Source organism: Promicromonospora vindobonensis (genome assembly GCF_042685865.1).
Taxonomy (GTDB): domain Bacteria; phylum Actinomycetota; class Actinomycetes; order Actinomycetales; family Cellulomonadaceae; genus Promicromonospora; species Promicromonospora vindobonensis.
The window spans coordinates 847,438-874,373 of sequence record NZ_JBHUOG010000001.1; the positions used below are offsets into that span (position 1 = coordinate 847,438).

The following is a 26,936-nucleotide window of genomic DNA, read 5'->3' on the forward strand; positions in this document are numbered from 1 at the left end:
TCGTACCGTGTTCTGCGACGGACGGAGGACAGAGATGTTCAGACACCCCCAGCGTCTGGCCGCCCCGACGGCCATCCTTGCCGCGCTCACGCTCGCGGCCGTCCCGGCGACAGCAGTCGCCGCACCCGGAGCGACCCCCAGCAGCTCCCCAGCGCAGCAGGTCAGCCACGCGCTGCGTGACCCCTTTCCCCTGATCGAGCTACCGGACCGGATCGAGCTGCCCGACGCCTTCCAGCCCGAGGGCATCACGACGGCGGGCCCTGTGGCCTGGTTCGGCTCGCTGGCCGACGGCGACATCTATCGCGCCGACCTGCTGACCGGCGAGGGCGAGGTGATCAGCCAGGGACCAGGCACGCCGTCGGTGGGGCTCACCGTGGACGCCAAGGGCCGCCTGTTCGTCTCGGGCGGCACCGGCGGCGACGCACGTGTCGTCGACGGGCGCACCGGAGAGGTCCTCGCGACATACGACTTCGGTGGCGGCTTCGTGAACGACGTCGTCGTGACGAAGCGCTACGCCTACTTCACCGACTCCGAGCGCCCCGTGGTCCACCGCCTCCACCTGGGCCCTGGCGGCTCGCCAACGGGCACGTTCGACGAGCTGGCGCTGCACGGCGACTGGGAGCAGGTCGACGGGTTCAACGCCAACGGCATCACGACGTCGCCCGACGGCAGGTCCCTGCTCGTCGTGAACTCGACGACCGGTGGTCTCTTCCGGGTGGACCCGACCAACGGGCACGCCTACCGGGTCGATCTCGGCGACGACCAGCTCACCAACGGTGACGGGATGCTCAGGACCGGCCGCACGCTCTACGTCGCGCAGAACACCCGCAACCAGGTGGCGACGGTGCGGCTCGACCGGGCGGCATCGGAAGGGCGGGTGGTGCAGACGCGGACCAGCGACGACTTCGACACGCCCACCACCATCGCGGGCTTCGCCGGTGCCCTCTACCTGCCGAACGCCCGGTTCACGACGACGCCGGAGGAGGACACCGAGTACTGGGTCACCCGCCTGCCGTTGCACTGAGCGACCAGGCGACCTGTGCCCCGGCCCACCCGGCGGCCGCGGAATACCGGCGTCCGCCGGGTGGGTTGTGGCTGACATGCGAGCCATCACGTACTCAGAGTTCGGCAGCGCGGACGTCCTGGAGCTCACCGAGCAGCCGGACCCGCACATCGGTCCCGACACCCTGCTCGTCCGCGTCAGGGCGGCCTCGGTCAACCCGGTCGACTGGAAGATCCGCCAGGGCTACCTGGAGGGCCTGATCGACACGGAGCTCCCTGCCATCCCGGGCTGGGACGTGGCAGGTGTCGTCGAGCAGGTCGGCCTGGACACCACCGAGTTCCAGGTCGGCGACGAGGTGTACGGCTACGTGCGCAAGGACACGGTCAAGGGCGGCACCTTCGCGGAGCTCGTCGCCGCACCCGTGCGCACCCTGGCCAAGAAGCCGTCGTCCCTGAGCTTCGAGGAGGCGGCAGCGGTACCGCTGGCCGGCCTCACCGCCTACCAGGCGATCCGGCGCGCCGGGGTCCAGGAGGGCCAGACCGTGCTGGTGCACGCAGCGGCAGGCGGCGTCGGCGCGTTCGGCGTGCAGCTCGCCAAGGCGCTGGGCGCGCGCGTCATCGGCACCGCGAGCGAGGGCAACCACGATTTCCTGCGCGCGCTCGGGGCGGAGCCCGTTACCTATGGCGACGGCCTGGCCGACCGGGTCCGCGCGATCGCGCCGGACGGCGTCGACGTCGCCCTCGACTTCGCCGGGGGCGACGCCGTCGCCACCAGCGCGGAGCTCCTGGCCGACGGCGGCACCATCGCCTCGATCGCCGACGCCACCGCCCGCACCGAGCACGGCGGGCACTACGTCTGGGTGCGCCCCTCCACCGAGGACCTCGACGCGCTCACCGCGCTCTTCGACGCCGGCACGCTGTCGGTCGAGATCGCTCAGGTCTTCGACCTGGCCGACGCGGCGGCCGCGCACCGGGCCAACGAGACCGGCCACACGCGCGGCAAGGTGGTCGTGCGCGTCTAACGGGGTGACGGGCCCACTGTGGTCGGTAGAACGTCAGGTGATCGGCACTCCCGGGCTGCCGATCACCTGACGTTCTGCCGACCACCCGCCGGGCCCGTCCGGTCACTCGCCGGCTGGCGTGGACTGCTTGTCGACCTCGGCGGGCGAACGGAGGATGCAGAACTCGTTCCCCTCCGGGTCGGCGAGCACCACCCAGCCCGTGCCGGGTCCGTACTGGCCGCGCCGGTCGGCCACCACGGTGGCCCCGTGCGCGATCACCCGTTCGATCTCGGTGTCCCGCAGGTCCGCGCGCGGGCGCAGGTCGAGGTGGAGGCGGTTCTTCACCGACTTGCTCTCCGGGACCTCGATGAACAGGACGTTCGTGCCCTCGCCCGCCGGGTCGGCGATCATGCACTCGTCGTGGCCGGGCAGGTTCGGGTCGCCCGGCACGTCGTCGTAGCCGAGCACCGGTTTCCACCACTCGGAGAGCGAGTAGGCGTCGGAGCAGTCGATGGTCAGGTGCGAGATGAAGGAAGCCACCATCGGACCCTGGCACACCCGGATCGCGCACCCAAGGGATTTGGATCGTGTCCCCCGGATGGTCGGTAGAAGGTCAGGTGATCGGCAGCCCGGGACTGCCGATCACCTGACCTTCTGCCGAGTACTCGGGTGGCCTACCGACCACCTAGCCCGCCGCGGGCCGGCGGGGGCAGGAGGAGACGCCGCGGCGTCAGGGTGGCACCAACCTGCTCCGGCACATGGCGCAGCACCCGGGCGAGCGCCGGGCCCGCGCCGTCCGACGACGTCACCCGCACCACGCCCCAGCGTTCCTCCCGGAGATGATCCTCGCGGCGCTTCTCGTCGAACAGCGCACGACCGGCGTCGTGCCGAGGCCCCAGCGCCCCGGGGACGTACTTGACGCGCCCGTCGAACTCGGCCAGCAGCCGGAACGCCTCCCAGCCCAGGTCGGCCCGGAACTCACCGTGCGGCGTGCGTACCCTCAGCTGCGTGGTCGGTCGGGGCAGACCGGCCCGCAGGACCAGGTAGCGCAGCCAGGTCTCCCAGGCCGACTCGGCCCCCATGTCCGCCAGGTCGAGCACCAGGAGCGCCCGACGGCGGCCGCGCACGTCCCGCATCCCCGTGATGATCTCCCGCACGGCCCCGAGGTCGATCCCGAGGGCGAGCGCGTGGTCCACGATGACGAGCGCGAGCAACGGGTGCAGCGAGACGCAGCAGTCCGCGACGGTACGCGCCGGACTGGTCACCGGCACCCCGCCCAGGACGGTCCGTTCGTGATCGGCGAGCGTCAGAAGATGCCGCGCAACATCACTGGCGGACGCCGACGACGCCCGGTACGACTGGATGACGTGGACGCGCTCGGGCAGCTGCCACAGGCGTAACCCGTACAGCAGGGCCGCCGACTCGTGGCTCACCACGGCGCGGCGAATCTGGGAGCTCACGGCGACGACGCGTGCGACCGCCCTGTCCCGGGCGACCTCGTACCGGTCACCGGTCGGGTCCCGGCGACGGCGATAGGCACCCCGGCGGATCCTCTCCATCTTCTGGCCCCGCACGGCGCGGCGCAGCGCCTCGCGATCGTGCTCGCGGGCCAGGACGATCTCGGCTTCGTTCACCCCACGAGGTTCGCTCAGACCAGAGCCGGCGCGGCGCCCCTGCCGGGCGCCCTGTGCACAACCCGTCGAGATCAGCGCCTGTGGTCGCACTCGCGACGACCACCCGGCTGCTGGCCCGTGCAAGCAGGCCGGGCGAGTGATCGGTAGAACGTCAGGTGATCGGCAGTCCCGGGCTGCCGATCACCTGACCTTCTACCGATCACTCTTACCCGGGCGCAGCGCGGGCGGGCTTGCTCAGCCCGGGGAGGAGCGGCCGTGGCGCCAGTAGCCCACGAAGTCCACGTACGCCTTGGGCACTCCGCACTCATTCACCAGATACCGCCGCGCACCGGTGGCCAGCGACGCCTCACCGACCGTGAACGCATACACCTCGGGACCGAGACCGGCGAGGTCCAGGCCCCGCAGCTCCGCGAGCGCCGCCTGACCCGGGACAACGCCCGCGCCTACGCCAGCACCAGCACCGGCACCAGCACCAGCACCGGCACCCGCACCAGCGCCACCCACCGCGACGCCCGCAGCATCACCCGGGTCGTCGGACCGGACCACCCACCGCAGCTCGACGCCGGCCGGTGCCCGGACCTCCTGCCTGTCCGCGGCCGTGGGGACCTCGATGACCGCGATGCCACGGGCGTCCTCGGGGAGGGACTCGCAGATGCCCGCAACGGCTGGCAGCCCGGACTCGTCGGCCACGAGGAGTGTCCAGTCGTGCGCGTGGCGCGGGTCGTAGGAGATGCCCTGGTCGAGGATGCCGACCCGCAGACCCGGTTCGGCGGCCTGGGCGAAGCCGGCGCCCGGCCCCGGGCCGTGCTCGGCGGCGTTGCCGGAGCCGTGCTCGGCCAGCTCTTCTGGGCCGCCGTGGAGCACGAAGTCGACGTCGATCTCGTTCAGGTCGGGCCGCGCGGCGCGGACGGTGTAGTTGCGCACCCAGGGCCGCCGGGCCTTCGGCGTGGTGAGGTACTCGGCGTACCAGAGCCCTGACGTGCGCGTCGGCAGCCGCAGCATGTCCTGGCCGGCGCGCGGCAGAAACAGGCGGAACCACTGGTCGTAGCCGGCCGGTGTGAGCCGGGCGAGCTCGGCGCCGCCGAGGGTCACGCGCATCATGTTCGGGGTGACCCGCTTGGTGTTCACGACGTCGGCCATCACGACGTGCGGGTCGATCGCCTTGCGCCCCTTGTGTGCCATGCACTGAGGTTAGGCATACCTAAGTCGGTTTGACCAGGGTCTGGTCCGGATCGACCCGGCGCCTGTTCCGGATCCCCACGAAGGACAGCAGCCCACCGACCACGAGGAGCGCAGCCGTCACGACGAGCGCACGATGGAACGACGCGACGTCGAGCACACCGCCGGTGATGATGCCGGCGAACGCGACGGTCACCAGGCCCGCCACACGGGCCACGGCATTGTTCACCGCTGAGCCGATGCCGGCGTCATGGGTCGGGACGGCGCCGAGGATGGCCGCTGTCAGGGGCGCCACCGTGATCGCGAGGCCCAGCCCGAACACGAGCTGGCCGGGCAGCACCTGCGTGGGGTAGAAGGCCGTCTCGTCGATCGAGAGCATCAGGAGGTACCCGACCCCCGCCACGATCGGCCCCACCGTCATGAACAACCGCGGCCCGCGGCGGCCCGCCAGCGTGCCGAACCAGGCGGACAGCAGGATCATCGCGAACGTGGTCGGCAGCTGCGCCACCCCCGACCAGGTCGCGGAGTACCCGGCAACCTGCTGCAGGAACAGCGTGAGCACGAACCCGCCCAGCGAGAGCGCCCCGTAGATCGCGGTCGTGGCAAGGTTGCCCCACGCGAAGTTGCGCGCCCGGAACAGGCTCAGCGGGAGCATCGGGTCCGCCGCCCGCCGCTGGTAGAGGACGAACGCCACCAGCATCGCGGCGCCCGTGACGACCGGCACCAGGACACCGGGCGACGTCCACCCGAGCCGCTCCCCCTCGATGAGCCCGAACACGACACCCGCCAGGCCGAACGCGGCCAGCACCGCACCGGGAACGTCCACGCGGCGCCCGGGCTCGCCGGCCGCCGCCGGGACCCCGCGCAGCAGCCAGAGGGTCACGGCGATGACGGGCACGTTGATCCAGAACACCCAGCGCCAGGACACGAAGTCGACCAGGAGGCCGCCGACGAACGGGCCGACGATCATCGCGGCGGTCGTCCACGAGGTCCACCGGCCGATCGCACGAGCCTGCGCCTCGCCGCTGAACGTCGCGACGATCAGGGCGAGCGAGCTCGGCACCAGCAGGGCGCCCGCCACCCCCTGGAGGGCGCGCGCGATGACGAGGACCAGACCGGTCGGCGCGAGCGCGCACAACACCGAGGCGGCAGCGAACCCGACGAGCCCGACCGCCAGCACGCGGCGCCGCCCGTAGACGTCGGACACCGAGCCGGCCACGAGCATCAGCGCGCCCAGCGTCACCAGGTACGCGTCGACCACCCACTGCTGCAGGGCCAGCCCAGCGACGCCGGGCCCCCCGAGCTCCCGCGCGATGGCGGGCAGCGCGACGCTCACCACGGTGCCGTCGAGGAACGACACGAACGAGCCGAGGATGGCGACGAGGAGCACCCGTCTCTGGAGCGTGGTCACGGCCACACGCTATGCCCAGCCACCGACACGCGCCCCGGTGCGGCCGGCGGCTTCGTCCCTCGCCGAAGATCCGGCACCATCAGGTCATGGACCTGACGATCCGGCCTGCGACCCCCGACGACGCGACAGCCTGCGCCGACATCTACGGCCACTACGTGCGCCACACCCACGTCAGCTTCGAGTCGGACCCGCCGAGCAGCGAGGAGATGGCCCGCCGTATCGCGAGCTGTTCGGCCCGTCACGCATGGCTCGTCGCGCAGGACGCCGCAGGGCAGGACGTCGTCGGCTTCGCCTACGGCGCGCCGTACTCCGCGCGCGAGGCCTACCGCTGGTCGGTCGAGACCAGCGTCTACCTGGAGGTCGGCCGACGCCGGACGGGGGCCGGCCGGGCGCTGTACGAGGCACTCTTCGAGCGGCTGGCCGAGCGCGGCTACCGCCGTCTGGTGGCGGGTCTGGCGCTGCCGAACGACGCCAGCCTCGGCCTGCACCGCGCACTGGGCTTCGAGGTGGTGGGCACGCTCAGGGGGATCGGCTGGAAGCACGGCCGGTGGCACGACGTCATGCGCCTACAGAAGGACCTCGTGCCCGGCCTCGACGGCGCACCGCCGACCGGCGAGCCCACGTGACGAGCGAGCCCGCCTGAACCAGGCGCTGACCCGAACTACCTGCTCAGGGCGCCGTCGTCAAGCCCGCGCTGCGATCATCGCGCGCCGCCGGTTCACGGCAGGATCCGTCCATGGACAGCACCGTCCGCGTCGCGACACCAGACGACGCCGCAGCCTGCGCCGCGATCTACGCACCCTTCGTCGCCGACTCGGCGGCGACCTTCGAGACCAGCCCGCCGGACGCCCGCGCGATGACGCGCCGCATCGAACGGTTCTTCGGCCGGGAGACGTGGCTGGTGCTCGAGACGGAGGGCGCCGTGGCCGGCTTCGCCTACGCCAAGCCGTTCGCGGACCGCCCGACGTTCCGCTGGACTCTCGAGACCAACGTCTACGTCGCGGCCGACCACCAGCGGCGTGGTGGCGGCCGCGCCCTCTACGACACGCTCCTGGCGCGTCTCGCACACCGCGGGTACCACCGCGCCGTCGCGAGCATCGTGCTGCCGAACGACCCCGCCATCGCGCTGCACGAGGCGGCGGGCTTTCACCGGGCGGGTACGTTCGAGAAGATCGGCTGGAAGCTGGGCCAGTGGCACGACGCCGTGCTCTTCCAGCGCGACCTCGTGTCCGACGACGGGATCACCCCCGGCGACCGCACCGCTGACGCCGAGCTGCCAGGCCTGCTCACGCCCGAGCCGCTCGAGGTCACGCGTACCCCGTTGCTCCGGCCCCACCCGGCGGAGGAACTGGTCGCCTACTTCGGCGACTGAGCCGGAGGCGCAGCGGAGGGTGGGGGCCGAGGAACGAGGCACGCGCCCGGAGCGGAGCCGCAGGCTCAGTCGCCATGAACGGAGCCTGAACCCGTTCGCCCAACGCCCCCAGCACCGGACACGTCTAAGGTCGGCTGCATGGGTATCACCGTGCGCCCCGTCGAGTACGCCGACCAGCCGGACTACACCCGCCTCGGCAGCGAGGCGTTCGGTACGCCGGAGGGCGGGCGCCCCGTGCCGACCCCCGAGGAGTGGGCAGCATCCGGTTTCCGGGAGTGGGCAGCGTTCGACGGCGACGGCATGGCCGCCCGCCTGCGGGTGTACGGGTTCACGTCGTGGTTCCACGGCGCGCGGGTCCCGACGGCAGGGATCGCGGGGGTCGCCGTCGAGCCGGAGCGCCGCGGCTCTGGCCACCTCGGCCGGCTGTTCGCCACGGCCCTCGGCGAAGCGCGCGAGCGCGGCGAGGCGATCTCCACGCTCTACCCGAGCGCACCGGGCATCTACCGCGGCCTCGGCTACGAGGTGGTCGGCTCGTTCGACGACGTCGACGTCCCGCTGCCGGAGCTGGGTCGCGTGGCGGCGCCCAGCGGCATCGTCACCCGGCGGGCGGGAGTCGCCGACTTCGACGCCGTCACGGCCGTCCACCGCACGTGGGCCGCCGCGCAGAACGGCCCGGTCTCGCGGGCGGAGAAGCCCTTCTGGACCCCGCCCGAGAAGTTCTTCGCCGACTACACGGGCGTCACGCTGGCCGTGGACGGCTCCGGTGAGGTGGTCGGCTTCGCGAGCTGGCTCCGCGGCGAGGGGTTCACGCCGTCGAGCGCCGTCATGGAGGTCGACGACCTCATCGCCCTGACGCCCGACGCCGCGCGCGCCCTGTGGCGCACGCTCGGCAGCTTCTCGACGGTGGTGGGCACGGCGCGCGTGTCGACGTCGGGCCTGGATCCCGCCTGGCTGGTGCTGCCCAGCCTGACCACGACGGTCCACTCGGCCCACCCCTACATGCTCCGGGTGCTGGACGTCGCCGGGGCGCTGGGCGGCGTGCGGTCGCCCCTCGAGGGTGCGCGCGTCCCGTTCGCGGTGCGCGGCGCTCCGGACCTCGACGGCGCCTGGACCCTCACGGTGTCCGACGGCGTCACTCGTGTCGCGCGCGACACCGTCGCCCTCGAGGACGCGCACCACGAGCGGCCGGTCCTGAGCCCGAACGGGCTGGCGCTGCTCTACGCGGGGGCGCAGTCGGCGGGCAACCTGCGGTTCGCGGGCGCCCTGACCGGTCCGCCGGAGCACGACGCCGTCCTGACCGCGCTGTTCTCGGGCCGCCAGGTCCACGTCCGCGACTACTTCTGACGCGCACGTGTTCGTACCGCGCACGTGAACTTCATACTGGGCACGTGAACATCCCGGTCGCCTGGTCCGTCGTCCTGATCCTCACCGCCGCGTGGAACCTGCTCATCTGGCCGCGGTTCTGGCAGCGCATCGTCGCCGACCCCCGGTCCCGCGACGCGAACGGCAGGGCGACGACGTTCCTCACCGTGCACACCGTCCTGATCGCGGTGTCCCTCGCCCTGGCTCTGGCGGTCGGGGTGCTGGGCGTGCTGACCCTGCTCTGAGCCGCCCAGGGCCACCCCCGGGCCGCGCCCGCCGGCTGCTCCGGGCGGCGGCCTATTGCCACCATACCTTGAGGTAGGTATGGTGCATCCATGAGCACGGACACCGCACGCGACCGCCTCGTCGGCGCCGCACAGGATCTCTTCGCCGTCCAGGGCGTCGGGCCGACGAGCCCGCGCGCCGTGCTGGCGGCGTCCGGTGTCGGGCAGGGCAGCCTGTACCACCACTTCCCCACCAAGCACGACCTCGCCGTCGCGGCCGTCGGCGCCACCGTCGACCAGACGCTCGCCCGGGCGATGCGCACCCTCGGCAGCGACGCCCCGGCGATCGAACGCCTGGTCGCCTACCTCGAGCGGCCACGCGACGCGCTCGCCGGCTGCAGGATCGGCCGCCTCACCGCCGAGCAGGCGGTGATGGACGACGAGGGCCTGCGCGACGTGGTCGACGCCTACTTCGTGCGGCTGCTCGGGGTCCTCACCGGCATCTTTCGCGAGACGGGCCTGCCCGACGACGTCGCCGGCGACCGCGCGCACGCCGCCCTCGCGATCATCCAGGGCGGGTTCGTCCTGGCCCGCGCCACGCAGGACCCGGACGCGCTGGCCGCTGCGGTGCGCGGCTTCGTGGGCCTGCTGACCCAGAAGGAGCACCCATGACCCTCCGCGAGCGCCTGCGCGCGCTGCCCACCTTCGCCCGGCCGGGGCTGCCGGTCTTCGACCCGGACGCCGCGCCCCCCCACGCCGCACGAGCTGTTCGTCGCCTGGCTGGAGGACGCGATCGAGGCGGACGTGCTCGCCGCGCACGCCGCGACCCTCTCGACCGCCGACGCCGCCGGGCACGTCCACGCGCGGACGCTGCTCGTCAAGGACGTGACGGTGGACGGCTGGTGGTTCGCCTCGCAGTCCACGAGCCCGAAGGGGCGCGACCTGGCGGCCAACCCGCATGCCGCCCTGACGTTCTTCTGGCCGGAGCTGGGCCGCCAGGTCAAGGTGACGGGGAGCGCGGCGCCGGCAGGGCCGGAGGCGAGCCGCGCCGACTTCCTCGCACGCCCGGACGCCTCTCGTGCCGCCGGCCTGGTCAACCACCAGAGCGAGCCGCTGGCCTCCCGGCAGGAGTATGACCGGGCCTTCGCCGAGGCCCTGCGTGCCGTCAGCGCCGACCGGGACCTGACCGCGCCGGACTGGACGGCCTACGTGGTCACGCCGACGGAGGTCGAGTTCTGGCAGGCGCCCGACGACGGCCCCCACACCCGCCTGCTCTACCGCGCGGACGCCGCCGGCTGGAGCAGGGGCTTGCTGTGGCCCTGAACCCGGCCCTGAACCCCGCACACCACCACTTCCTCGACGGAGAGAGACACCGATGACCACGAGCACGAGCACCGACACCATCTCGCACGCCCTGGCCGACTCGACTGCGGGGCTCCAGGCCCTGCTGGCCGCCGTCGGGCACCTGACCGAGGAGGACGTCGCAGCGCCGTCGCCCCTGGCGGGCTGGACCCGCGGGCACGTCCTGTCCCACATCGCGGGGATCGGCGGCGCGATGCTCGGCCAGGCACAGGCCGCTGAGCGCGGCGAGGTGGTGCCCGTCTACGCGAGCCCGGAGGCCCGCAACGCCATCATCGAGGAGGGCGCCGGGCGCACGCCCGCCGAGCACGTCGCGGTCCTGGAGCGCCTCAGCGGGGACCTGGCACGGACCTGGCCCGAGCCGGGCTCTGCGCTCTGGGACGCGCCGAGCGGGTACCGCGGCGGGCCGCTGTCCGGCTGCCTGCTCGCCTGGTGGCGAGAGGTCCGGATCCACTCGGTCGACGCGCTGGCCGGCACGCCGCAGGCCTTCGGGTACGAGACCTGGGACGACGCCCTGTGCGCGCACCTGCGTGAGTTCCTGGCCGTCCGGCTGCCCGACGGCGTGTCCGTCGCCGACCTCGACGGGGAGCCCCGTGACGTCGTGGCGTGGCTGGCCGGGCGTGTCCCCGCTGCGCCGCTGCGCGGTGAGCTGCCGGAGCTCGGGCCGTGGCCGTCCGCCGCGCCGGCCCGGTGACCCCGGGCACCACCAGGTGAGCAGAGCGGGACGGGCGCCGGCGTGAGCGAGGTCACGGACGGCACCACGTGATTCGTGCCACAGCGCTCGTTCCGCTTTTCACAAGCCCGCTAATGTTCTTGACGTGACTTCTTACCTCCAGACAGCCCCGCGTCCCTCCGAAGAGGTCGATGTCGCGCTGATCGGCGGAGGGATCATGAGTGCCACCCTCGGCGCGCTGCTCACGATCCTCGAGCCGACCTGGCGTATCGGAATCTACGAGCGTCTCGACGAGGTCGCACAAGAGTCGTCGAACCCGTGGAACAACGCGGGCACCGGCCATGCCGCGCTCTGCGAGCTGAACTACACGCCGGAGCGCAAGGACGGCTCGGTCGACATCTCCAAGGCGGTGACGATCAACGAGCAGTTCCACACCTCCCGCGAGTTCTGGAACCACCTCCTGACCGCCGGCCTGATGGAGGGCACGGACTTCATCAACGTCACGCCGCACATGACGTTCGTGCGCGGCGCCGACAACGTGGACTTCCTGCGCCGCCGCTACGAGGCGCTGAGCGTGCACCCGCTGTTCAGCGACATGGAGTTCAGCTCGGACCCCGAGGTCATCGGGCAGTGGACGCCGCTGATGACCCAGGACCGCGACGCCGACGAGCCGATCGCGGCCACGCGCGCCGCAGCGGGGACCGACGTCGACTTCGGGTCGCTCACCAAGAAGCTCGTCGAGTTCGCAACGGCGCACAACACCGAGCTGCACCTGAACCACGAGGTCCGGGGCCTGAAGAAGCTGCGGGACGGCCGCTGGCGCCTGAACCTGCACGACCGTTCCTGGAACGCCGGCACCCGCCGTCGTACCGTCCGGGCGAAGTTCGTCTTCGTCGGCGCCGGTGGCGGCGCGCTGCCGCTGCTGCAGGCTTCCGGCATCAAGGAGGCGCGCGGTTACGGCGGCTTCCCGATCTCCGGCGAGTTCCTCCGCACGGACAACCCGGCCATCGTGTCCCAGCACCAGGCCAAGGTCTACGGCAAGGCCGACGTCGGCGCGCCGCCCATGTCGGTGCCGCACCTGGACACGCGCATCGTCGACGGCAAGAGCTACCTCATGTTCGGCCCGTACGCCGGGTTCAGCCCGAACTACCTGAAGAAGGGCAAGTACCTCGGCCTGATCACGTCGCTGCGCCTGCACAACATCGGCACGATGCTCGGCGTCGCCGCGAAGAACATGGACCTCACCGGCTACCTGGTCGGCCAGGTGGTGGCCGCTCCGGAGACCAAGTTCCACGAGCTGCAGCGCTTCATGCCGACCGCGCAGCCCGGCGACTGGGAGCAGATCACCGCCGGCCAGCGCGTCCAGGTGATGAAGTGGGTCAAGGGCAAGGGCGGCGTGCTGGAGTTCGGCACCGAGGTCGTCGCGGCCCAGGACGGCACCATCGCCGGCCTGCTGGGCGCGTCCCCCGGCGCCTCGACCGCCGTCGCCGCCATGACCGGGCTGCTGGAGCGCTGCTTCCCCGCCAAGTACGACGAGTGGAAGCCGCAGCTCACCTCGATGATGCCGAGCCTCGGCGGCGTCGACTACGACACGGCGGAGCTCGCCGCCGACCGTGTCGCGGCAGGCGCCTGACCCCTCCCCTCCCCCGGGAAGCAGCAGCGCCGAACGAACGGAGGAGCAGTCGCTTCATCGGCCTCGATGGAGCGGCTGCTCCTCCGTTGGGCAACTCCGGGCTCAGCGGGTGACGAGGCCCGCGAGACGGGCAGCCCAACGGGCGAGCAGCGCGTCGACCGTCTCGATCGCGATCGCGGTGCGCGGCATGCGCGCCCGCACCGCGACCCCGTCGTCGGTGCGGGACACCCAGAGCTGGAGGTCGTCGGCGCGGGTGGCTGCCGAGACGTGGTGCGCCCGCCGCCCCGCCGACGCGGCATGTCCCGGGAGCCGCCGGTAGTCCAGGTACGACACCTGGAAGATGTCCACCCGCGGGAACCGCAGCGGCTGCGGCAGGGTCTCCACCACCTGTTCGAGCGGCACGGCCGACAGCTCGCGCGCGGCGCGCACGGCCTTGCCCGTGGCGGCGAGGGCCGCGTCCGTGACGGTGTCGCCCCCTGCGGCGGCGGCCTCGATGCGCACCGGCACCGTGGTCGTGTGCCAGCCGACGCTCCGGCGCGCTGCGGTGTCGGCCCGGGTGTGTACCGGGAGGAGCGTCTCCAGGACGGTAGGCCCCCCGAGGTCGGCGACGGCGGCGGCGAGCGCGGCCAGCACGGCGGCCGACGTCGACGCGCCGGCCGACCTGGCGCGCGCGGCGATCGTGTCGGCGGCGGAGGCGTCGGCGAGCGGGCGCACGACGGTGCGCTGGGCCACCCGTTCGCCGTCGGGCACACCGAGCGGCAACGGGAACGTGGGCAGGGCCCAGCCACGGTCGCGGAGGAAGCCGTGCCAGGTCGCGAGCCGCGGGTCGTCGGCGCCGACGGGTGCCGGAACGGCCGGCGGGCCTGCCGGCTCGGCTCGCTGCGGAGCGGCTCGGCCTGCGGCCGCCGGGGGTGCCGGTTCGCCCGCTGCCAGGAGGGCTGTGCCGCGCGCCGGCAGGGTGGCCCTCGCCAGGGCCGCTACGCCCGGCGCGGCCGAGCGCAGGGCGGGCAGACCCGCGGCGCGCCCCGTGTGCTCGCCGTAGAGCGCGGCCAGGTCGTCGACGACGACGGTGGTCGACCAGGCGTCGGTGTGCAGGTGGTCCATGCCGAGCACGATCGTCGACCGGTCGGGGCGGCTGACCGCCGCCGGCAGGAACGCCGGGTACCCGAACGGTGCGCAGCGGCGGCCGAGCTCGCCCACCAGGTGCTCGCGGGTGGCCTCGACGGTTCCGGTGACCGGGCCGTCCTGACGGAGCCAGACGAGCGCACGGGGCTCGTGCAGCACGAGGCCCACACCCGCCGGCCGGCGGACCGCCTCGGCCGACAGCCCGGCATGCCGGGTCACGAGGTCGCGGAAGGCGGCTTCCAACGCGTCCTCGTCGACCGGGCCGTCGACGTCGAACGCGGCGGTGATCCAGACGCTCGGCTCACCGGCGGCGGCCCCGAGGAGGTGGTTGCGCTGGTTGTAGGTGAGGGATGCCGGAGCGGGCGGCAGCGTCCCGCCCGGCAGCACGTCCCAGGTGACCACCCGGCCCGGCGCCGGCTCCCAGAGCTCAGCCGAGACGACCCGCACCGGTCGCCTCCAGCCGCTCGCGCGCGGCGCCGCCGGCCGCCGCCTCGAACGTGGCGGTCAGCTCGGCGAGGTAGCGGTCGACGGCGGCCTGCGCCGCTGGGACGTCCGGCGTCTGCGTGACGAGGTAGAGCCGCTCGTGGTCGCGGTTCAGCCACAGGGACGCGTTGGCGGTCCGGCCCTCCCCGGTGAAGTGCAGGCCCCTGTCGTAGGCGGGCCGCCCGACGCCGGGGAACCGCCTCAGGTCCAGGTAGCTGATCAGCTGCGGGCTGCCGAGGGAGGCGGGGTCGAGCACGCCGTCGGCCAGCATGACGCCGAGCGCGGCGTGCACCGGGACGGCGGCCACCTTTCTGGCCTGCCGGAACGCCGCGTTCGCCGTTGGCAGCACGTCGGTGAAGGACGCCGGGACACCGCTGTCGGCCACCGGGAACGTGACCGGGGCGAAGTTGCACAGCCAGCCCTGCGTGGTCTCGAACCCGGGCCCGCGCGTGCCGACCACGGTGACGCCGAACCAGTCGGTGGCACCGGTCAGCCGGGCGTCCGTGAGCGCGATCCCCGCGAACACGGCGCCGGTGAAGCGGGCGCCGTGGGCGGCGGCCAGCTCGTCCAGGCGCGCGAGGCCGTCGGCGTCGAGCAGGGTCGTGGACCGGATCCGCACGGGCGCCGTCTCGCCAGGGGCCAGCCCGAGGTCCAGCGCGAAGCCGGGCAGCCGGCCGCCGTGCGCGGTCACGGCATCGGCCCATGCCCGGATCTCCGGGGCGTCCGCAGGGGTCGCCGCGGCGAGGACGTGCTCGGCCCGCGCATGGTCGAGGAACGAGCCGGCGGTGTCGGGTCCGGTCTCCGGCGGGCTCGGCCGACGCCCGCCGCCCTGCCCTGGCGCGCCACCCTGCCCGCTGACCCGCTCCTCCGCGTACAGCTCCTCGATCTCGCTGAGCACCATCAGCTGCGACGCGCCGTCGGTGAACGCGTGGTCGCAGCCCCAGAACAGGCCGAACCCGTCGTCGTCGGCCACGGCCCCGAGGACGAACGGCGCCCAGGAGTCGGGACGGCACGCGAGGTCGAACGTCTCGGTCAGGTGCGCGGTGACCCAGTCGCCCCACGGGCGACCGGGTGCGGGCGAGGACGCGGGGACCTCGACCGCCTCGAAGCCGACGGCCTCGGCAGGCACCAGGTGACGCACCGGGGCGCCGCCGTCGGCGCAGCTGTCGACGTCGAACCAGGTGCGCAGTCCCTCGTGCCGCCGGACCAGCCGGGTCAGCGCGCGGGCGAGGGCGGGCACGTCGAGCACGCCGTCGAGATGGGTCGCGGTGCCGGTCCAGGCGCGGTGCCGCCCGTCGGCCGCCCGCCGAGCGGCGAAGGCGCGCAGGTGGTCGCCCTGGAGGAACGACGGCGGCCCGGGGTCCACCGGGGCCGACGCAGCGGCGGCGAGCGCCTCCGCCGTCGGCCGCAGGTGCAGCACCTGCCCTGGCCGTGTGGCCCACGTGCCCAGCGCGCCGAGGATCATGCGACCGCCTCCCGCACACCGTCCGACCCGAAGGCCCGGAAGTACCCGCGCAGCTCCTCGATCAGCGCGTCCGTCGCGGAGTGCGCCTCGGGCGTGTCCGGGTACCTGGTGGAGACGTTGAGCCCGTCGTGGGTGCGCAGGAACCACAGGTAGAGCTCGTCAGTGCCGTACGCGGGGCTGCGCAGGGTCCTGGCGTGCCAGGTGCTCCAGCGTTCCGCCCCTGGCACGAACCGGGTGTCGACGTACGACACGGCGAAGTGCGGGCTGTCGGTGATGCCGCCCAGCTCCGCGATCCGCGCGAACGAGTACCGCACCAGGGGCTTTCCGGCCAGGACCGCTGCGTGCACGCGCTCGACGGTGGCGGTCAGCGCGGTGCCGTCGACCAGGCGTGCCGGACCGCCCTGGCCGGAGTCGACGTCACGCAGGACCGGGTCCACGCCGTCGAGGTCGAGGTCGACGGGGCACAGGCCCACGTACCAGCCGACGGCCGCCGCGTGCTGCGGCGCGTACCGGGTGTGCATCGGCAGGACGAACCGCAGCCGGTCGAGGCCGTGCACCTGTCGCGCGGCGTGGGCGAACGCGGCCAGGACCCCGGACTGCGCCGAGGCACCGCGGGCCCGGCTGCGGGCGCTCAGGTCGTCGGTCTGGTCGACGGTGGCGAGCCACGACGACCGGGACGCCTGCGGACGGCTCGCCTCTGCGTCGTCGGCGGCAGGGCGGGTGACGCCGTCCGCACCGTAGCGGGGGAAGGCGGTGTCCGGCCCGAGGAAGTCGAGCCAGCGGCGCACCGGCTCGCCGTCGGCGGCGAGCGTCATCGCGAGCTTGCGGTCCTCCGCCGAGAAGTCCACGTGGGAGCCGACCTCCAGCGCGCGCAGCTCCGCGTCGGCCACACCGCTGCGGGCGGCGTCGTACAGCGACACGATCTCCTCGAACCAGAGGAGCTGGGAGTAGGCGTCCATCACCGAGTGGTCGGCACCGAACGCGAGCACGAAGTGGTCGGCGCCGGGCGGCTCGACGCTCGCCAGGACGCAGTGCGGCCAGGCGGAGGGCGAGACGTCGGCGAGCAGGCTCGGCAGCAGGGCCGTCACCTGGGCGGCGGTCAGGTCGCCGACCACCAGGTCCCGGACGGCGACGGCCTCTGCGGGAGCGGTCACGCGCCGCCAGCCCTGGCCGGAGTCGCGCGTGACCGTGGTGCGCAGCACCTCGTGGCGGCACATCCAGGCGTGGATCGCGCGGCGCAGCGGCTCCGGCTCGTACGGGCCGGGCACGCGCAGCACGGACCCGATCCAGGAGCCCGGCTCGGAGTCGCGCAGGTGCGCCTCGTGCCCAGGCGACAGGTCACGCGGGTCCTGCTGCCAGCGCCCGGCGTCGGCGCGCGGCGTCCACGACGTCACGGTCCCTGCCGGCAGGTCGTAGGCCGAGAGCTCGGTGTATTCCATGCGGTCGGGTCCCTCGATCGATCTGTGGGCACGGCCAGCACGACGTCGGACGAGTTCCGCGGTCCCCTTGCGGCGACCTTTATACCGGATATAGCGGGTGAAAGTCAGCCTCATGGGTATGGTTCACCCGAATACGACGGCTGCCCCCCGCGCCCGGGGCGCCCGAAACGGAGGAATGCGTGCCGAACCCGCCGCCCGCACTACGGCTGCAGTTTGCCGACGACATGTTCCTGCGCCGGCACGACGGCGAGGCGAGTCCCGCCGTGAACCAGGTGCTGTGGCGCCTCGACGGGCCGTACGACGCCGACCGCCTGCGTGACCTGGCCGGCGGCATCGCCGCAGGAGCGCTCCACCGGCGTGTGGTGCGCGCCCGCGTGCCCGGTGCGCGGCACCGCTGGGCGCCGGCGGGCACCCTGCCCGTCCTCGACCTGCAGACGGCCGCGGTGCCCGAGAGCTCGGTCGGGGCGTGGGGCCAGGCGCAGGCCGACCTCCCGCTCGACCCAGCACGTGGCCGCTCCTGGCGGCTCGCCGCCGCCGACGTCGTGGCAGCGGGGGCGGACGGCGGGAGCACCGTCGTCGGCGGGATCGTCTCCCTCACCTGCGCGCACGCAGTCGCGGACGGTGCCGCGCTGATCGACGCCCTGGTACGCGCCGCGACGCACGCAGACCCGATCGTCGTGCCGGCGCCCGGACGCGGGACCCGGGCACTCCTGGCCGACGCGGCCGACGCCGCCGGTCAGGCGGCTGCCGTCGCGCGCTGGGCGCAGGCCAGGGCGCGGCAGGCAGCACGGGAGCGCGGCGCCCCCGCACCGCCGGTCGAGCAGAGCCCGGTTCCCGCAGGCGAGGCGGGCGAAGCAGGCGAGGGCGGCGATGCCCCGGTCTCCGCAGGCCCGGCCGGCAGCCCCGCGGACGACGTCGGCTGGCGCGCCCCCGTGCTGCACGTCGAGCTCCCGGCCGACCGCGTCGCCAGGGCCGCCGCTGAGCACGGCGGAACGCCCAACACCTGGTTCGTGGCGTTCCTCGCCCGGCTGGTGCACGCCACCGGCCGGTTCCCTGGCGAGCCGGTGCCCGTCGCCCTGCCGGTGTCCACGCGCGGTGCGGAGGACCCGCGGGCCAACTCCACCAAGATCGCCCGGGTCACGGTCCCTGCCGACGTGCTCGCCGCGCGCGACCTCGGCTGGGTCCGGGCGGCCGCCAAGGAGGCGTACACCGCCGTCGGGCGGCCCGAGCCCGGGGTGGCCCCCGTACCGCTCGAGCTGGTGCAGATGCTGCCCGACCCCGTCGTGAGCCGCCTGCCGCAGCCGCCGGTCGCCGCGGCCCTTGCGTCCAACCTCGGCGCGCCACCCGACGGGTACACGCAGGCGCCGGGCGGCGTGGTGCGTGCCGTCGCCACCCTGTCGCACTACCAGGGCGCCTCCGCCGCCGAGCTGCGCGCCGCCGGCGGCGGACTGGTCGCCTTCTGCACCACCTCTGGACGGACGACGACACTGAGCGTCGCGGCCCTCGACCCCGACCGGGTGCCCGACGCCGAGACGCTGCGCCGCCTCGTGCTCGCCGAGACCGCCGGCTGGCAGATCCCGGCGGTGCCCTGGTGACGGGCGGCTCAGCCGGTGATCGCGTCGGCGGCGGCCGCGACCGCCCGGTCGGGCGGGACGAGGCGCGCCCCGAGGGCTGCCGCGCGGACGGCGGTGGCGTCGTCGAGCACCTCCGCCAGGGCCCCCGCGAGCACGCCCGGCCGCGTCAGGGTGTTCGCACGGCGCGCGACGCCGACCCCTGCGCCCCGCAGCAGGTCGCCCCACATCGGCTGGTCGGCGGAGTACCAGCCGACGACGGCGGGCAGCCCCGCCCGCAGCACCGCCCCGGTGGTGCCCGCCCCGCCGTGGTGCACGGCGGCGCGGCAGCGGGGCAGCACCGCCGCGTGGTCGACGGCGCCGACGACCCGTACGCGCTTCTCGTCCTGCGTCGCACCGCCCGCACCATCAACCCCCGTGAAGTCGTTCCACCCCGCGCTGACCAGCGCCCGCACCCCGAGATCGGCGCACGTGGCGTCGATCGCGGCGAGCAGCGCCGTCGGGTCCCCCACGGGCATCGAGCCGAACCCGACGTAGACCGGCGGGTCGCCGTCGTCGAGCCAGCCCTCCAGATCAGCGTCGAGCCCGGAGCCCGAGCCGGCCTCCCCGAGGCGGGCGCGGGCGTCGTCGTCCAGGGCGAGGAAGCCGGTCACCGGACGGCGCGGTCCCCACTCGTCGGCGAGGCCGGGGACGAGCGCGGGGTCGTAGGCCTGAACCTCCACCACCCCGGCGTCGCGCAGGCGGGCCGGCAGGTGCACCCGGGTCTCCGCCAGGCCGAGCGCGCCGCGCTGGCCGTTCTCGGCGCGCCGGGTCAGGCCCCAGCGGACCCGCTCACCCAGCGCCCAGGCCGCCCGGGTGGCGCCCGGCCCGCGCAGCCCGCTCACCGGCGACACCACGTGGTTCGCCCGGACCGGGCAGTAGTGCAGAGCCGCCATGCCGAGACCACGCCGCTCGGCGACGGCCGCGGCGACCTCCTGCCCGAGCAGCCCGGTCACCACCGTGTCGGCGCCGCCGACGTCGTCCAGCAGCGCCAGCAGGCCGGTGCGCAGCTCGTCCCAGCCCGCCGACGCGACCGCCCGCAGCGCCCGCACCCGCCGCACGGGGTGCGCGGAACGCATGTCCCGCCGGACCAGGTCGGACCCAAGGAGCGCCGCGGAGTCGGTGCCGAGCGGCACCGGGCCCAGGCCCAGCCGCTGGGCCAGCGGCACGAGATTGGGCGCTACGCCGGTCACCACCTCGTGCCCGCGGCGACGCAGCTCCAGGGCGACGGCGAGGGCCGGCTGGACATCTCCTCGGCTGCCCACCAGGGCAAAGACGTGACGCACGCGCGCACTCTACTGACCCGCCATCCGTCCTCAGGCCACCCACCCTCAGGCCACCCATCCGCCTGCCCGCCACCGGAGGCCCCGTGACCAGCCCAGCGACCACCAGAGAACCGACTGCCAGCAACCGCCTCACCTACGACGACGACCTGTTCCTGCGCACCCGGCGCGTGCTCGGGGTCGCGGTGGTGAACCAGACCGTCTGGCGCCTCCCCGCACCGCTGGACGCCGCCGCCGTGCGCGCCCTGCACAGCGGTCTCGCGGACGGTCCGCTGCAGCGCGTGGTCCGGCCGGGCCGCCTTCCCGGCGCCCGGGACCGCTGGGCCACCTCCACCGTGTCGCTCGACCCGCTCGTCGAGTCCACCCCCGTGCCCGACGACGCCGTGCTCACCTGGGCGGACCGGCAGGCCCAGGCGAACCTTGACCCGGTCAGCGGCCCCACCTGGGCCCTCGCTGCTGCGCCGACGGCGAGCGGCGGGAGCGTGCTCAGCTACGTCACGTCGCACGTGGTGGCCGACGGCGGGATGCACGTCGGCGCGCTCCAGGCAGCGGTCGCCGCAGCGGGGTTCAGGGCGGACGACGCCGGGGTGTTCGCCTCGGCGTCCGGCACCCGGCGGCTGCCACGGGAGGGTGAGCGCATCCGCACCGGCCTGGTGGCCGACCTGCGCGACGCCACGGGCCAGGCCCGGGCGGCCGTGGGCGGTCTGCGGGACGTGGCCAGGCAGGGGCCGGTGCCCCCGGTGCTGGCGCAGCAGTCGGCGGACCGGCCGCGGCCGGAACCCCGCACGGACGACGCGCAGCCCGCCAGCCCGCCGGTCGTCGTGGTCGACACCGACGCCTCCACCTGGCACCGCGCGGCCCACGCGGCGGGCGGCACGGCGAACAGCCTGCTGATCGCGGTGTGCACGGAGATCCTGCTCGCCGCCGGCGCGGCGACGGCAGGGATGCCGGTGCGCGTCTCGGTGCCGGTCAGCCTCCGCGGCAGGGAGGATCTACGGTCCAACGCGACGTCGGGCGTCTCCCTCGCCGTCGACACCACGGTGACGCCCGCGCCGGAGCGGGCAGGGGTGGTGGCCGACCTGGCCCAGATCCGGGCCAGTGCCGCTGCCGAGTTCCGGGCGCTGACGTCCGGCACCCGGGTCGAGGCCCTCGGCCCGCTGAAGCCGCTCCTGCAGATGGTGCCCGACGCCGTCGCCAAGCGCGCCGCGCGCGATGCCACCGCGCCGCTGTGCCTCGCCTCGAACCTGGGCCGGCTGCCCGCGACCTTCGCGGCGCCGCTCGGCACCTCGGCCTCCGGCGTGCTCATGCGCGGGGTCACGCAGGGCCTGACCCGTGGACGGCTGCGGCAGATGCGCGGCGGCCTGGACTCCTGGTGGTCGGAGCACGACGGCGTGGCGACCCTCGTGGTGCTCGGGCTGGACGAGGAACGGCTCGGCGAACCCGGTCAGGTACGAGCGGCGGTGGAGGCGGTGTACGCCCGCCACGCCCTCCCGACCCGCTTCTGGTGACCCACCTCGTCGTGAACCTAGGCGGGGAGGTGGATCGGCGGGTGGGGCTCCGAGGCCGTCGGCACCGCGGTCGAGCCGTCGGACCGCCGGCTCCGCATCGTCGCCAGCACGCCGGCGGACGCCGCGGCGAAGGCCAGCGCACCGAACCCGGTGGACCAGCCGTCCAGGTCGACCGTCACGGCGAAGGCGACGATCGCCGCGACCGGCCCGACCATGCCGACGAGCACCGAGAAGCGGGTCAGGCGGAGGGCTCGCGCCGTCCGTGCGACACACCAGCCGACCCCGGCCCAGGTGAGCAGCGTGAGGGCAGCACCACCGAGCGAGGCGAACACCTCACCGGCGTTCTGGGCGCCGTCGGGGGGCCCGAAGTAGAAGAGCTCGGTGGTCGCGACAAGCACCAGGAACCCCACGATCGTGACCGTTCCGGTCACGAGAGAGCGTGTCAACACTCGGCCTCCGCACTGAGGGAATACACCGGGCTTTCCTGGCGCACCCCTTTATACCAAGTCGTTACCGCGCCATGTCAGCGCGTCACCTTCAATTCACCCACACATGACGACCCGAATGCAAAAGGCACCCGCCTCGCGCACGGATCAGAGCAGTCATAGCGCCTGGACTATGAGCTCCACCTGGTCCTTCGCGTCGCCGAACAGCATGGCGGTGTTCTCGCGGAAGAACAATGGGTTCTGTACGCCCGCGTAGCCCGTCGCCATGGATCGCTTGAAGACGACCACCTCGCGAGCCTGCCACACCTCGAGCACCGGCATGCCCGCGATGGGCGACGCCGGGTCGTCCTGTGCGGCCGGGTTCACGGTGTCGTTGGCGCCGATCACCAGCACGACGTCGGTGCCGGGGAAGTCACCGTTGATCTCGTCCATGCCGAGCACCTGGTCGTACGGCACCTTGGCCTCGGCGAGCAGCACGTTCATGTGACCGGGCAGCCGGCCGGCGACCGGGTGGATGCCGAACCGCACGACGATGCCACGGGCCGTGAGCCGGGCCACCAGGTCCGCGACGGGGTACTGCGCCTTCGCAACGGCCATGCCGTAGCCGGGCACGATGATCACCGAGCGCGCGGCGGTCAGCCGGTCGGCGACCTCGAGCGCCGTCGTCTCGCGATGGATGCCCTGCTCGGCGTCGCCGCCCGCCGCGGCGATGCCGGTACCGGCACCGAATCCGCCGAGGATCACGCTCACGAACGACCGGTTCATCGCGCGGCACATGAGATAGCTGAGGATCGCACCCGACGACCCGACCAGCGCACCCGTGATGATGAGCAGGTCGTTGCCCAGCATGAACCCGGCAGCGGCGGCGGCCCACCCCGAGTAGGAGTTCAGCATCGAGACGACGACGGGCATGTCGCCCCCGCCGATCGCCGCCACCAGGTGCCAGCCCAGTGCCAGCGCCACCGCGGTCATCAGCAGCAGGGGGACGAGGCCAGAGCTGCCTGCCGCGACGAACCACCAGAGCAGACCGGCGCTCGCCACGACAGCGCCCAGGTTGAGCCAGTTGCGGCCGGGCAGCATGAGCGGCGACGACCTCAGGCGCCCCGACAGCTTGCCGAACGCCACCACGGAGCCGGTGAACGTCACGGCGCCGATCAGCACGCCGAGGAACACCTCGACGAGGTGCACGCCGCCGCCGGACCCCGTCGTGCGGGGCTCGGTCAGGTAGGACCCGAAGCCCACGAGCACCGCCGCAGCGCCGACGAACGAGTGCAGCAGCGCGATGAGCTCGGGCATCTGCGTCATCTCGACCGTGCGCGCCCGCCACGTGCCCACGGCGGCGCCCACCAGGAGCACCAGGAGGATCAGCCCCGCCGTCTGCCCGACGGGCCGCTCGGACCGGTCGAGCGAGAGCGCTACGGTCGCCGCCAGCGCGAGCCCCATACCCGCCATGCCGAGCAGCACCCCACGCCGTGCGGTCTCCTGCTTCGACAGCCCGGCCAGGGAGAGCACGAACAGGACCGCCGCCACGAGGTAGACGGCCTGGACCACGGACTCGACGCTCATCGGCTGCTCCCGTCGGTCGGGGCGCCACGGCGGAACATCCCGAGCATGCGGTGGGTCACGAGAAACCCGCCGAAGATGTTGATGCTCGCCACCGCCGACGCCAGCACGGCCAACGTCGTCACCACGGGGTCCGACGAGCCGATCTGCAGCATCCCGCCGACCAGGATGATCCCGGAGATGGCGTTGGTCTGGGACATCAGCGGTGTGTGCAGGGCGTGGCTGACGTGCGAGATCACGTAGAACCCGACCACGACGGCCAGCGCCAGCACGGTGAAGTGCGCGATCTGGTCGGCGGGCGACGCGGCCACGGCGAGCGCGGCCAGGAGCGCGCCGAGGCCCACCAGCACCGGCCGCACCGCCGGGTGGGCTCGTCGCGGCCCGGTTCCCGCTCGGGCCTGACGCGACCCTGGCGCGGCGGCCACGGGCTCGGACACCGACGTGGCGACCGCCGGTGGCCGAGCGCCCTGCGAGGAGACCGCTACCGGCGGCGGGGGCCACAGCACCTCGCCGCCCGCGGCGACGGTCATGCCGCGCACGACGACGTCGTCCGGGTCGAGCCCGAGACGGCCGTCGCGGTTCGGCGTGCCGAGCTGGACCAGGTTGGCGACCGCCGTACCGAGCAGCTCGGAGGTGTGCCGGGGCATGCGGTCAGGAAGGTCCGTGTAGCCGAGGATCACGACGCCGTTGGGGCTGACGACCCGCCGCCCCGGCACGGTCAGCTCGCAGTTGCCGCCGCCCGGCGCCGCGAGGTCGACGATCACGCTGCCGGGGCGCATGGCCGCGACCATCTCCGCGGTGATGGTCGTGGGTGCCGTTCCGCGCACCAGCGCCGTCGTGACGACGATGTCGGCGGCGGCCGTCTCGACGCCGTAGGCGCGCATCGCGGCGGCTTCCTGGTCGGTGGTGAGCGCCGAGGCGTAGCCGTCGGTACTGACCTGCTGCGCGGCGTCGTCGGCCCGGACGACCGTCGCGCCCATGGACTCGATCTGCTCCGCGACCTCCGGCCGCACGTCGAAGGCGCGCACGCGCGCGCCGAGGCTGCCTGCCGCGCCGATCGCCGCGAGCCCTGCCACGCCCGCGCCGATCACGAAGACGTTCGCGGGCGGGGTGGTGCCCGCGGCGGTGACCTGGCCGGAGAACATGCCGCCGAACTCGGCGGCCGCCTCCACCACCGCCCGGTACCCGGCGACGTTCGACAGGGCGCTCAGCACGTCGAGCGACTGCGCCCGCGAGATGCGCGGTACGGCGTCGAGCGCGAAGGCCGTGACGCCGCGGTTGGCGAGCGCGCGCACCAGGTCGGGGCGCGCACCGGGGGCGATCTGAGCGATCAGGACCGCTCCGATCCGCAGCCCGTCCGGGCCGCGCGCACCAGGGCGCAGCCCTGCCGGTCCGGGCGCAGCCAGCACGTCGGGCGCCCGGGTGATCGCGACGACGTCGGCGGACCACGCGTCGGTGTCCGACACGATGACGGCGCCGGCGGCCTCGTAGGCCGCGTCAGGGAAGCCCGCCCCCGCCCCTGCGCCCACCGCGACGGACACGTCGTAGCCGAGACCGACCAGCCGGGCCGTCGTCGTCGGGGTGGCGGGCACGAGCGGCCCGCCGTCGTCCGGGATACCGATGCGCATGTGGCCCTCCTCGCTCACGTGCGCAACCTACCGCCTGCCCCCGCCGATCCGGGCACGTCCAGCGCCTATGCCGACACCACCGGCGGCGGAAAGGTGACCGGGAGGCGCACGGGCTGACGGATCCACAGCGTCTGGTCCCAGGTGACCTCGGAGGCGGGGATCCGCAGCACGACGTCGAGCCGGCGCAGGATCGTCTCGACGGCGATCCGGGCGATCACGCGGGCCGTGCGGGGCGCAGGGCACGCGTGCGGCCCGGTGCCGAACGACACGTGGGCGCGGCTGCCGACGTGGTCCCACGGGTCGCCGGTGTCCATCCGCGGGTCGGTGTTCGCGGCGTGGATCGCCAGGACGAGCGGGTCGCCGGCCGCGATGTGCTTGCCGTCCAGCACGATGTCCTGGCGGGCGAAGCGGGGCAGGGTGTTGATGGTCGGGGTGGAGCGCCAGAGCACCTCGTCCATCGCGTTGTCCAGGTCGATGCGGCCGCCGTGCAGCCGGCCGGAGAACCGTGAGTCGGTGAGGGTCAGCAGCAGGGTCTGCGCCACCCAGGCCGTCAGCGTCAGGTTCCCCGAGTAGGCGACGATCAGCAGGGTGTGGGCCACCTCGACGTCGTCCCGCATGTTCGGGTGCGCGGCGAGGGAGCTCGCGAGGTCACGCTGCGGGAGCCTGCGACGGACCGCCACGAGGTCGCCGAGCAGGCGGTCGACCTCGGTCACGGCGGGCGCCGCGTCGGTGCCGCCCCCCGCGACCCTGCGGGTCAGGTCGAACAGGCGCTGCCCGTCCTCGGGGTCGAACCCGATCATGTCGGCGATGACGAGGAACGGGATCACCGACGCGTACTCGAGCATGAGGTCAGCGCGGCCACGGTCCTCGAAGCGGTCGATGAGCAGGGTGCAGAAGGAGCGCACCTTTGCGGCGGTGATGCCCTCCGAGAGCTGCTCGAACGCGTCGTCGAGCGGTTCGCGCAGGCGCTGGCGCAGCGCGCCGTCGGCGTAGTTGGCGGCGAACCGCTGCTGTGACGTGAAGACCGGGCGCAGGCCCGACGTCGCGGGCAGGCCTCCGCGCGCGTGCCCGTTCCAGGTCTGCGGGTTGGTGGCGAAGAGCTGCTCGTTGCGCATGACGTCGTAGACGAGCCGCTGCCCCATCACCAGCCAGGCAGGGACACCTGGCTCGAGCTCGACGGGGGCGACCTCGCCCCACTCGCGTTCCAGCTCGTCGTAGAACTCGCGCGGGTCCTGCAACGCCGATGCCAGGACGAGCGGCTTCAGCCGAGAGACGTCGCCGAGCCGGACCGGCCGCGCGCCGGGCCAGGGACGGTCCTGCGTGCCGCGCATGTCATCGAGCAACGTGGCCGACCCTCTCGGAGTGCGAGACCGGCCCGTGCCGACGGGCAGAGAGCATGCCGAGTACTTGCCGGATATGACCCGGTTCAGGTAAATTCATTGATTCGCCGTATCTGTGCATCGTCGTCGATCGCCCAGGGTGAACCCACCCGTGTTCCCACCTAGCATCGTGACCTCGGCCGCGCCCGTGGCTACG

24 protein-coding genes are annotated in these 26,936 nt (G+C 73.8%); 12 read left to right on the top strand and 12 right to left on the bottom strand.

Annotation, left to right across the window (positions count from 1 at the left end; genetic code table 11):
• Positions 1 to 34: 34 nt before the first annotated feature.
• Together ACFS27_RS04035 and ACFS27_RS04040 are read left to right on the top strand one after the other, a co-directional pair.
• Positions 35 to 1,024, top strand: coding sequence for an SMP-30/gluconolactonase/LRE family protein (locus tag ACFS27_RS04035; protein ID WP_377180560.1), 990 nt, complete (start codon positions 35 to 37; stop codon positions 1,022 to 1,024).
• A 76-nt stretch (positions 1,025 to 1,100) separates the two neighbouring features.
• A complete protein-coding gene (locus ACFS27_RS04040; RefSeq protein ID WP_377180561.1) occupies positions 1,101 to 2,024 on the top strand; it encodes an NADP-dependent oxidoreductase in 924 nt (307 codons plus the stop codon).
• Between the two features lie 102 nt (positions 2,025 to 2,126).
• On the opposite strand, the gene ACFS27_RS04045 is transcribed toward ACFS27_RS04040, so the two are convergent.
• The 4 genes from ACFS27_RS04045 to ACFS27_RS04060 all read right to left on the bottom strand — a co-directional run bounded on the left by ACFS27_RS04045 (position 2,127) and on the right by ACFS27_RS04060 (position 6,227).
• Positions 2,127 to 2,543 carry a VOC family protein gene (locus ACFS27_RS04045; protein ID WP_377180562.1) on the bottom strand — a complete coding sequence of 139 codons (417 nt, stop codon included), beginning with the start codon at positions 2,541 to 2,543 and terminating at the stop codon, positions 2,127 to 2,129.
• Between the two features lie 134 nt (positions 2,544 to 2,677).
• Positions 2,678 to 3,637: a hypothetical protein gene (locus tag ACFS27_RS04050; protein ID WP_377180563.1), complete on the bottom strand. Its 960-nt coding sequence runs from the start codon at positions 3,635 to 3,637 to the stop codon at positions 2,678 to 2,680.
• 234 nt (positions 3,638 to 3,871) lie between these two features.
• Entirely contained in the window at positions 3,872 to 4,819 is a 948-nt protein-coding gene (locus tag ACFS27_RS04055; RefSeq protein ID WP_377180564.1) for a siderophore-interacting protein, read from the bottom strand.
• Between the two features lie 19 nt (positions 4,820 to 4,838).
• Complete coding sequence (locus ACFS27_RS04060) at positions 4,839 to 6,227, bottom strand: DHA2 family efflux MFS transporter permease subunit (protein WP_377180565.1); 1,389 nt, start codon at positions 6,225 to 6,227, stop codon at positions 4,839 to 4,841.
• Positions 6,228 to 6,313: 86 nt separating this feature from the next.
• Here ACFS27_RS04060 and ACFS27_RS04065 point away from each other — a divergent pair, with 86 nt between their 5' ends.
• The 8 genes from ACFS27_RS04065 to mqo all read left to right on the top strand — a co-directional run bounded on the left by ACFS27_RS04065 (position 6,314) and on the right by mqo (position 12,850).
• Positions 6,314 to 6,853, top strand: a complete 540-nt coding sequence (locus tag ACFS27_RS04065) for a GNAT family N-acetyltransferase (RefSeq protein WP_377180566.1) — start codon at positions 6,314 to 6,316, stop codon at positions 6,851 to 6,853.
• A gap of 110 nt (positions 6,854 to 6,963) precedes the next feature.
• Positions 6,964 to 7,599, top strand: coding sequence for a GNAT family N-acetyltransferase (locus ACFS27_RS04070; RefSeq protein ID WP_377180567.1), 636 nt, complete (start codon positions 6,964 to 6,966; stop codon positions 7,597 to 7,599).
• Positions 7,600 to 7,737: 138 nt separating this feature from the next.
• Complete coding sequence (locus ACFS27_RS04075) at positions 7,738 to 8,943, top strand: GNAT family N-acetyltransferase (protein WP_377180568.1); 1,206 nt, start codon at positions 7,738 to 7,740, stop codon at positions 8,941 to 8,943.
• Between the two features lie 44 nt (positions 8,944 to 8,987).
• Entirely contained in the window at positions 8,988 to 9,206 is a 219-nt protein-coding gene (locus tag ACFS27_RS04080) for an SCO4848 family membrane protein (RefSeq protein WP_377180569.1), read from the top strand.
• A gap of 90 nt (positions 9,207 to 9,296) precedes the next feature.
• Complete coding sequence (locus ACFS27_RS04085; RefSeq protein ID WP_377180570.1) at positions 9,297 to 9,857, top strand: TetR/AcrR family transcriptional regulator; 561 nt, start codon at positions 9,297 to 9,299, stop codon at positions 9,855 to 9,857.
• A 132-nt stretch (positions 9,858 to 9,989) separates the two neighbouring features.
• Complete coding sequence (locus ACFS27_RS04090; protein ID WP_377180571.1) at positions 9,990 to 10,508, top strand: pyridoxine/pyridoxamine 5'-phosphate oxidase; 519 nt, start codon at positions 9,990 to 9,992, stop codon at positions 10,506 to 10,508.
• A gap of 52 nt (positions 10,509 to 10,560) precedes the next feature.
• Positions 10,561 to 11,238 carry a maleylpyruvate isomerase family mycothiol-dependent enzyme gene (locus ACFS27_RS04095; protein ID WP_377180572.1) on the top strand — a complete coding sequence of 226 codons (678 nt, stop codon included), beginning with the start codon at positions 10,561 to 10,563 and terminating at the stop codon, positions 11,236 to 11,238.
• 124 nt (positions 11,239 to 11,362) lie between these two features.
• Positions 11,363 to 12,850, top strand: a complete 1,488-nt coding sequence (gene mqo, locus ACFS27_RS04100; RefSeq protein WP_377180573.1) for a malate dehydrogenase (quinone) — start codon at positions 11,363 to 11,365, stop codon at positions 12,848 to 12,850.
• A 102-nt stretch (positions 12,851 to 12,952) separates the two neighbouring features.
• Here mqo and ACFS27_RS04105 read toward each other — a convergent pair whose 3' ends face one another.
• From ACFS27_RS04105 to ACFS27_RS04115, 3 genes are read right to left on the bottom strand one after another with little or no spacing between them, the layout of a single operon-like run.
• Positions 12,953 to 14,422 (bottom strand): hypothetical protein, encoded by a 1,470-nt coding sequence (locus tag ACFS27_RS04105; protein ID WP_377180574.1) that lies wholly within the window; start codon positions 14,420 to 14,422, stop codon positions 12,953 to 12,955.
• A complete protein-coding gene (locus ACFS27_RS04110; RefSeq protein WP_377180575.1) occupies positions 14,403 to 15,923 on the bottom strand; it encodes a hypothetical protein in 1,521 nt (506 codons plus the stop codon). Before ACFS27_RS04110 ends, ACFS27_RS04105 begins: the two co-directional genes overlap by 20 nt.
• Positions 15,920 to 17,362, bottom strand: coding sequence for a condensation domain-containing protein (locus ACFS27_RS04115; protein ID WP_377180576.1), 1,443 nt, complete (start codon positions 17,360 to 17,362; stop codon positions 15,920 to 15,922). Before ACFS27_RS04115 ends, ACFS27_RS04110 begins: the two co-directional genes overlap by 4 nt.
• 179 nt (positions 17,363 to 17,541) lie before the next feature.
• Here ACFS27_RS04115 and ACFS27_RS04120 point away from each other — a divergent pair, with 179 nt between their 5' ends.
• Complete coding sequence (locus ACFS27_RS04120) at positions 17,542 to 18,957, top strand: hypothetical protein (RefSeq protein WP_377180577.1); 1,416 nt, start codon at positions 17,542 to 17,544, stop codon at positions 18,955 to 18,957.
• Positions 18,958 to 18,965: 8 nt separating this feature from the next.
• Here ACFS27_RS04120 and ACFS27_RS04125 read toward each other — a convergent pair whose 3' ends face one another.
• Positions 18,966 to 20,258 carry a glycosyltransferase gene (locus ACFS27_RS04125; protein WP_377180578.1) on the bottom strand — a complete coding sequence of 431 codons (1,293 nt, stop codon included), beginning with the start codon at positions 20,256 to 20,258 and terminating at the stop codon, positions 18,966 to 18,968.
• An 83-nt stretch (positions 20,259 to 20,341) separates the two neighbouring features.
• On the opposite strand from ACFS27_RS04125, the gene ACFS27_RS04130 reads away from it, so the two are divergent.
• Positions 20,342 to 21,763, top strand: a complete 1,422-nt coding sequence (locus tag ACFS27_RS04130; RefSeq protein WP_377180579.1) for a hypothetical protein — start codon at positions 20,342 to 20,344, stop codon at positions 21,761 to 21,763.
• 17 nt (positions 21,764 to 21,780) lie between these two features.
• On the opposite strand, the gene ACFS27_RS04135 is transcribed toward ACFS27_RS04130, so the two are convergent.
• From ACFS27_RS04135 to ACFS27_RS04150, 4 genes are all read right to left on the bottom strand, one after another.
• A complete protein-coding gene (locus ACFS27_RS04135) occupies positions 21,781 to 22,194 on the bottom strand; it encodes a hypothetical protein (RefSeq protein WP_377180580.1) in 414 nt (137 codons plus the stop codon).
• Between the two features lie 171 nt (positions 22,195 to 22,365).
• Positions 22,366 to 23,775, bottom strand: a complete 1,410-nt coding sequence (gene pntB, locus ACFS27_RS04140) for a Re/Si-specific NAD(P)(+) transhydrogenase subunit beta (protein ID WP_377180581.1) — start codon at positions 23,773 to 23,775, stop codon at positions 22,366 to 22,368.
• Positions 23,772 to 25,400 (bottom strand): Re/Si-specific NAD(P)(+) transhydrogenase subunit alpha, encoded by a 1,629-nt coding sequence (locus tag ACFS27_RS04145; protein ID WP_377183587.1) that lies wholly within the window; start codon positions 25,398 to 25,400, stop codon positions 23,772 to 23,774. The genes pntB and ACFS27_RS04145 overlap by 4 nt, the downstream gene beginning before the upstream one ends.
• Before the next feature lie 65 nt (positions 25,401 to 25,465).
• Positions 25,466 to 26,731, bottom strand: a complete 1,266-nt coding sequence (locus ACFS27_RS04150; protein ID WP_377180582.1) for a cytochrome P450 — start codon at positions 26,729 to 26,731, stop codon at positions 25,466 to 25,468.
• Between the last annotated feature and the right edge of the window lie 205 nt (positions 26,732 to 26,936).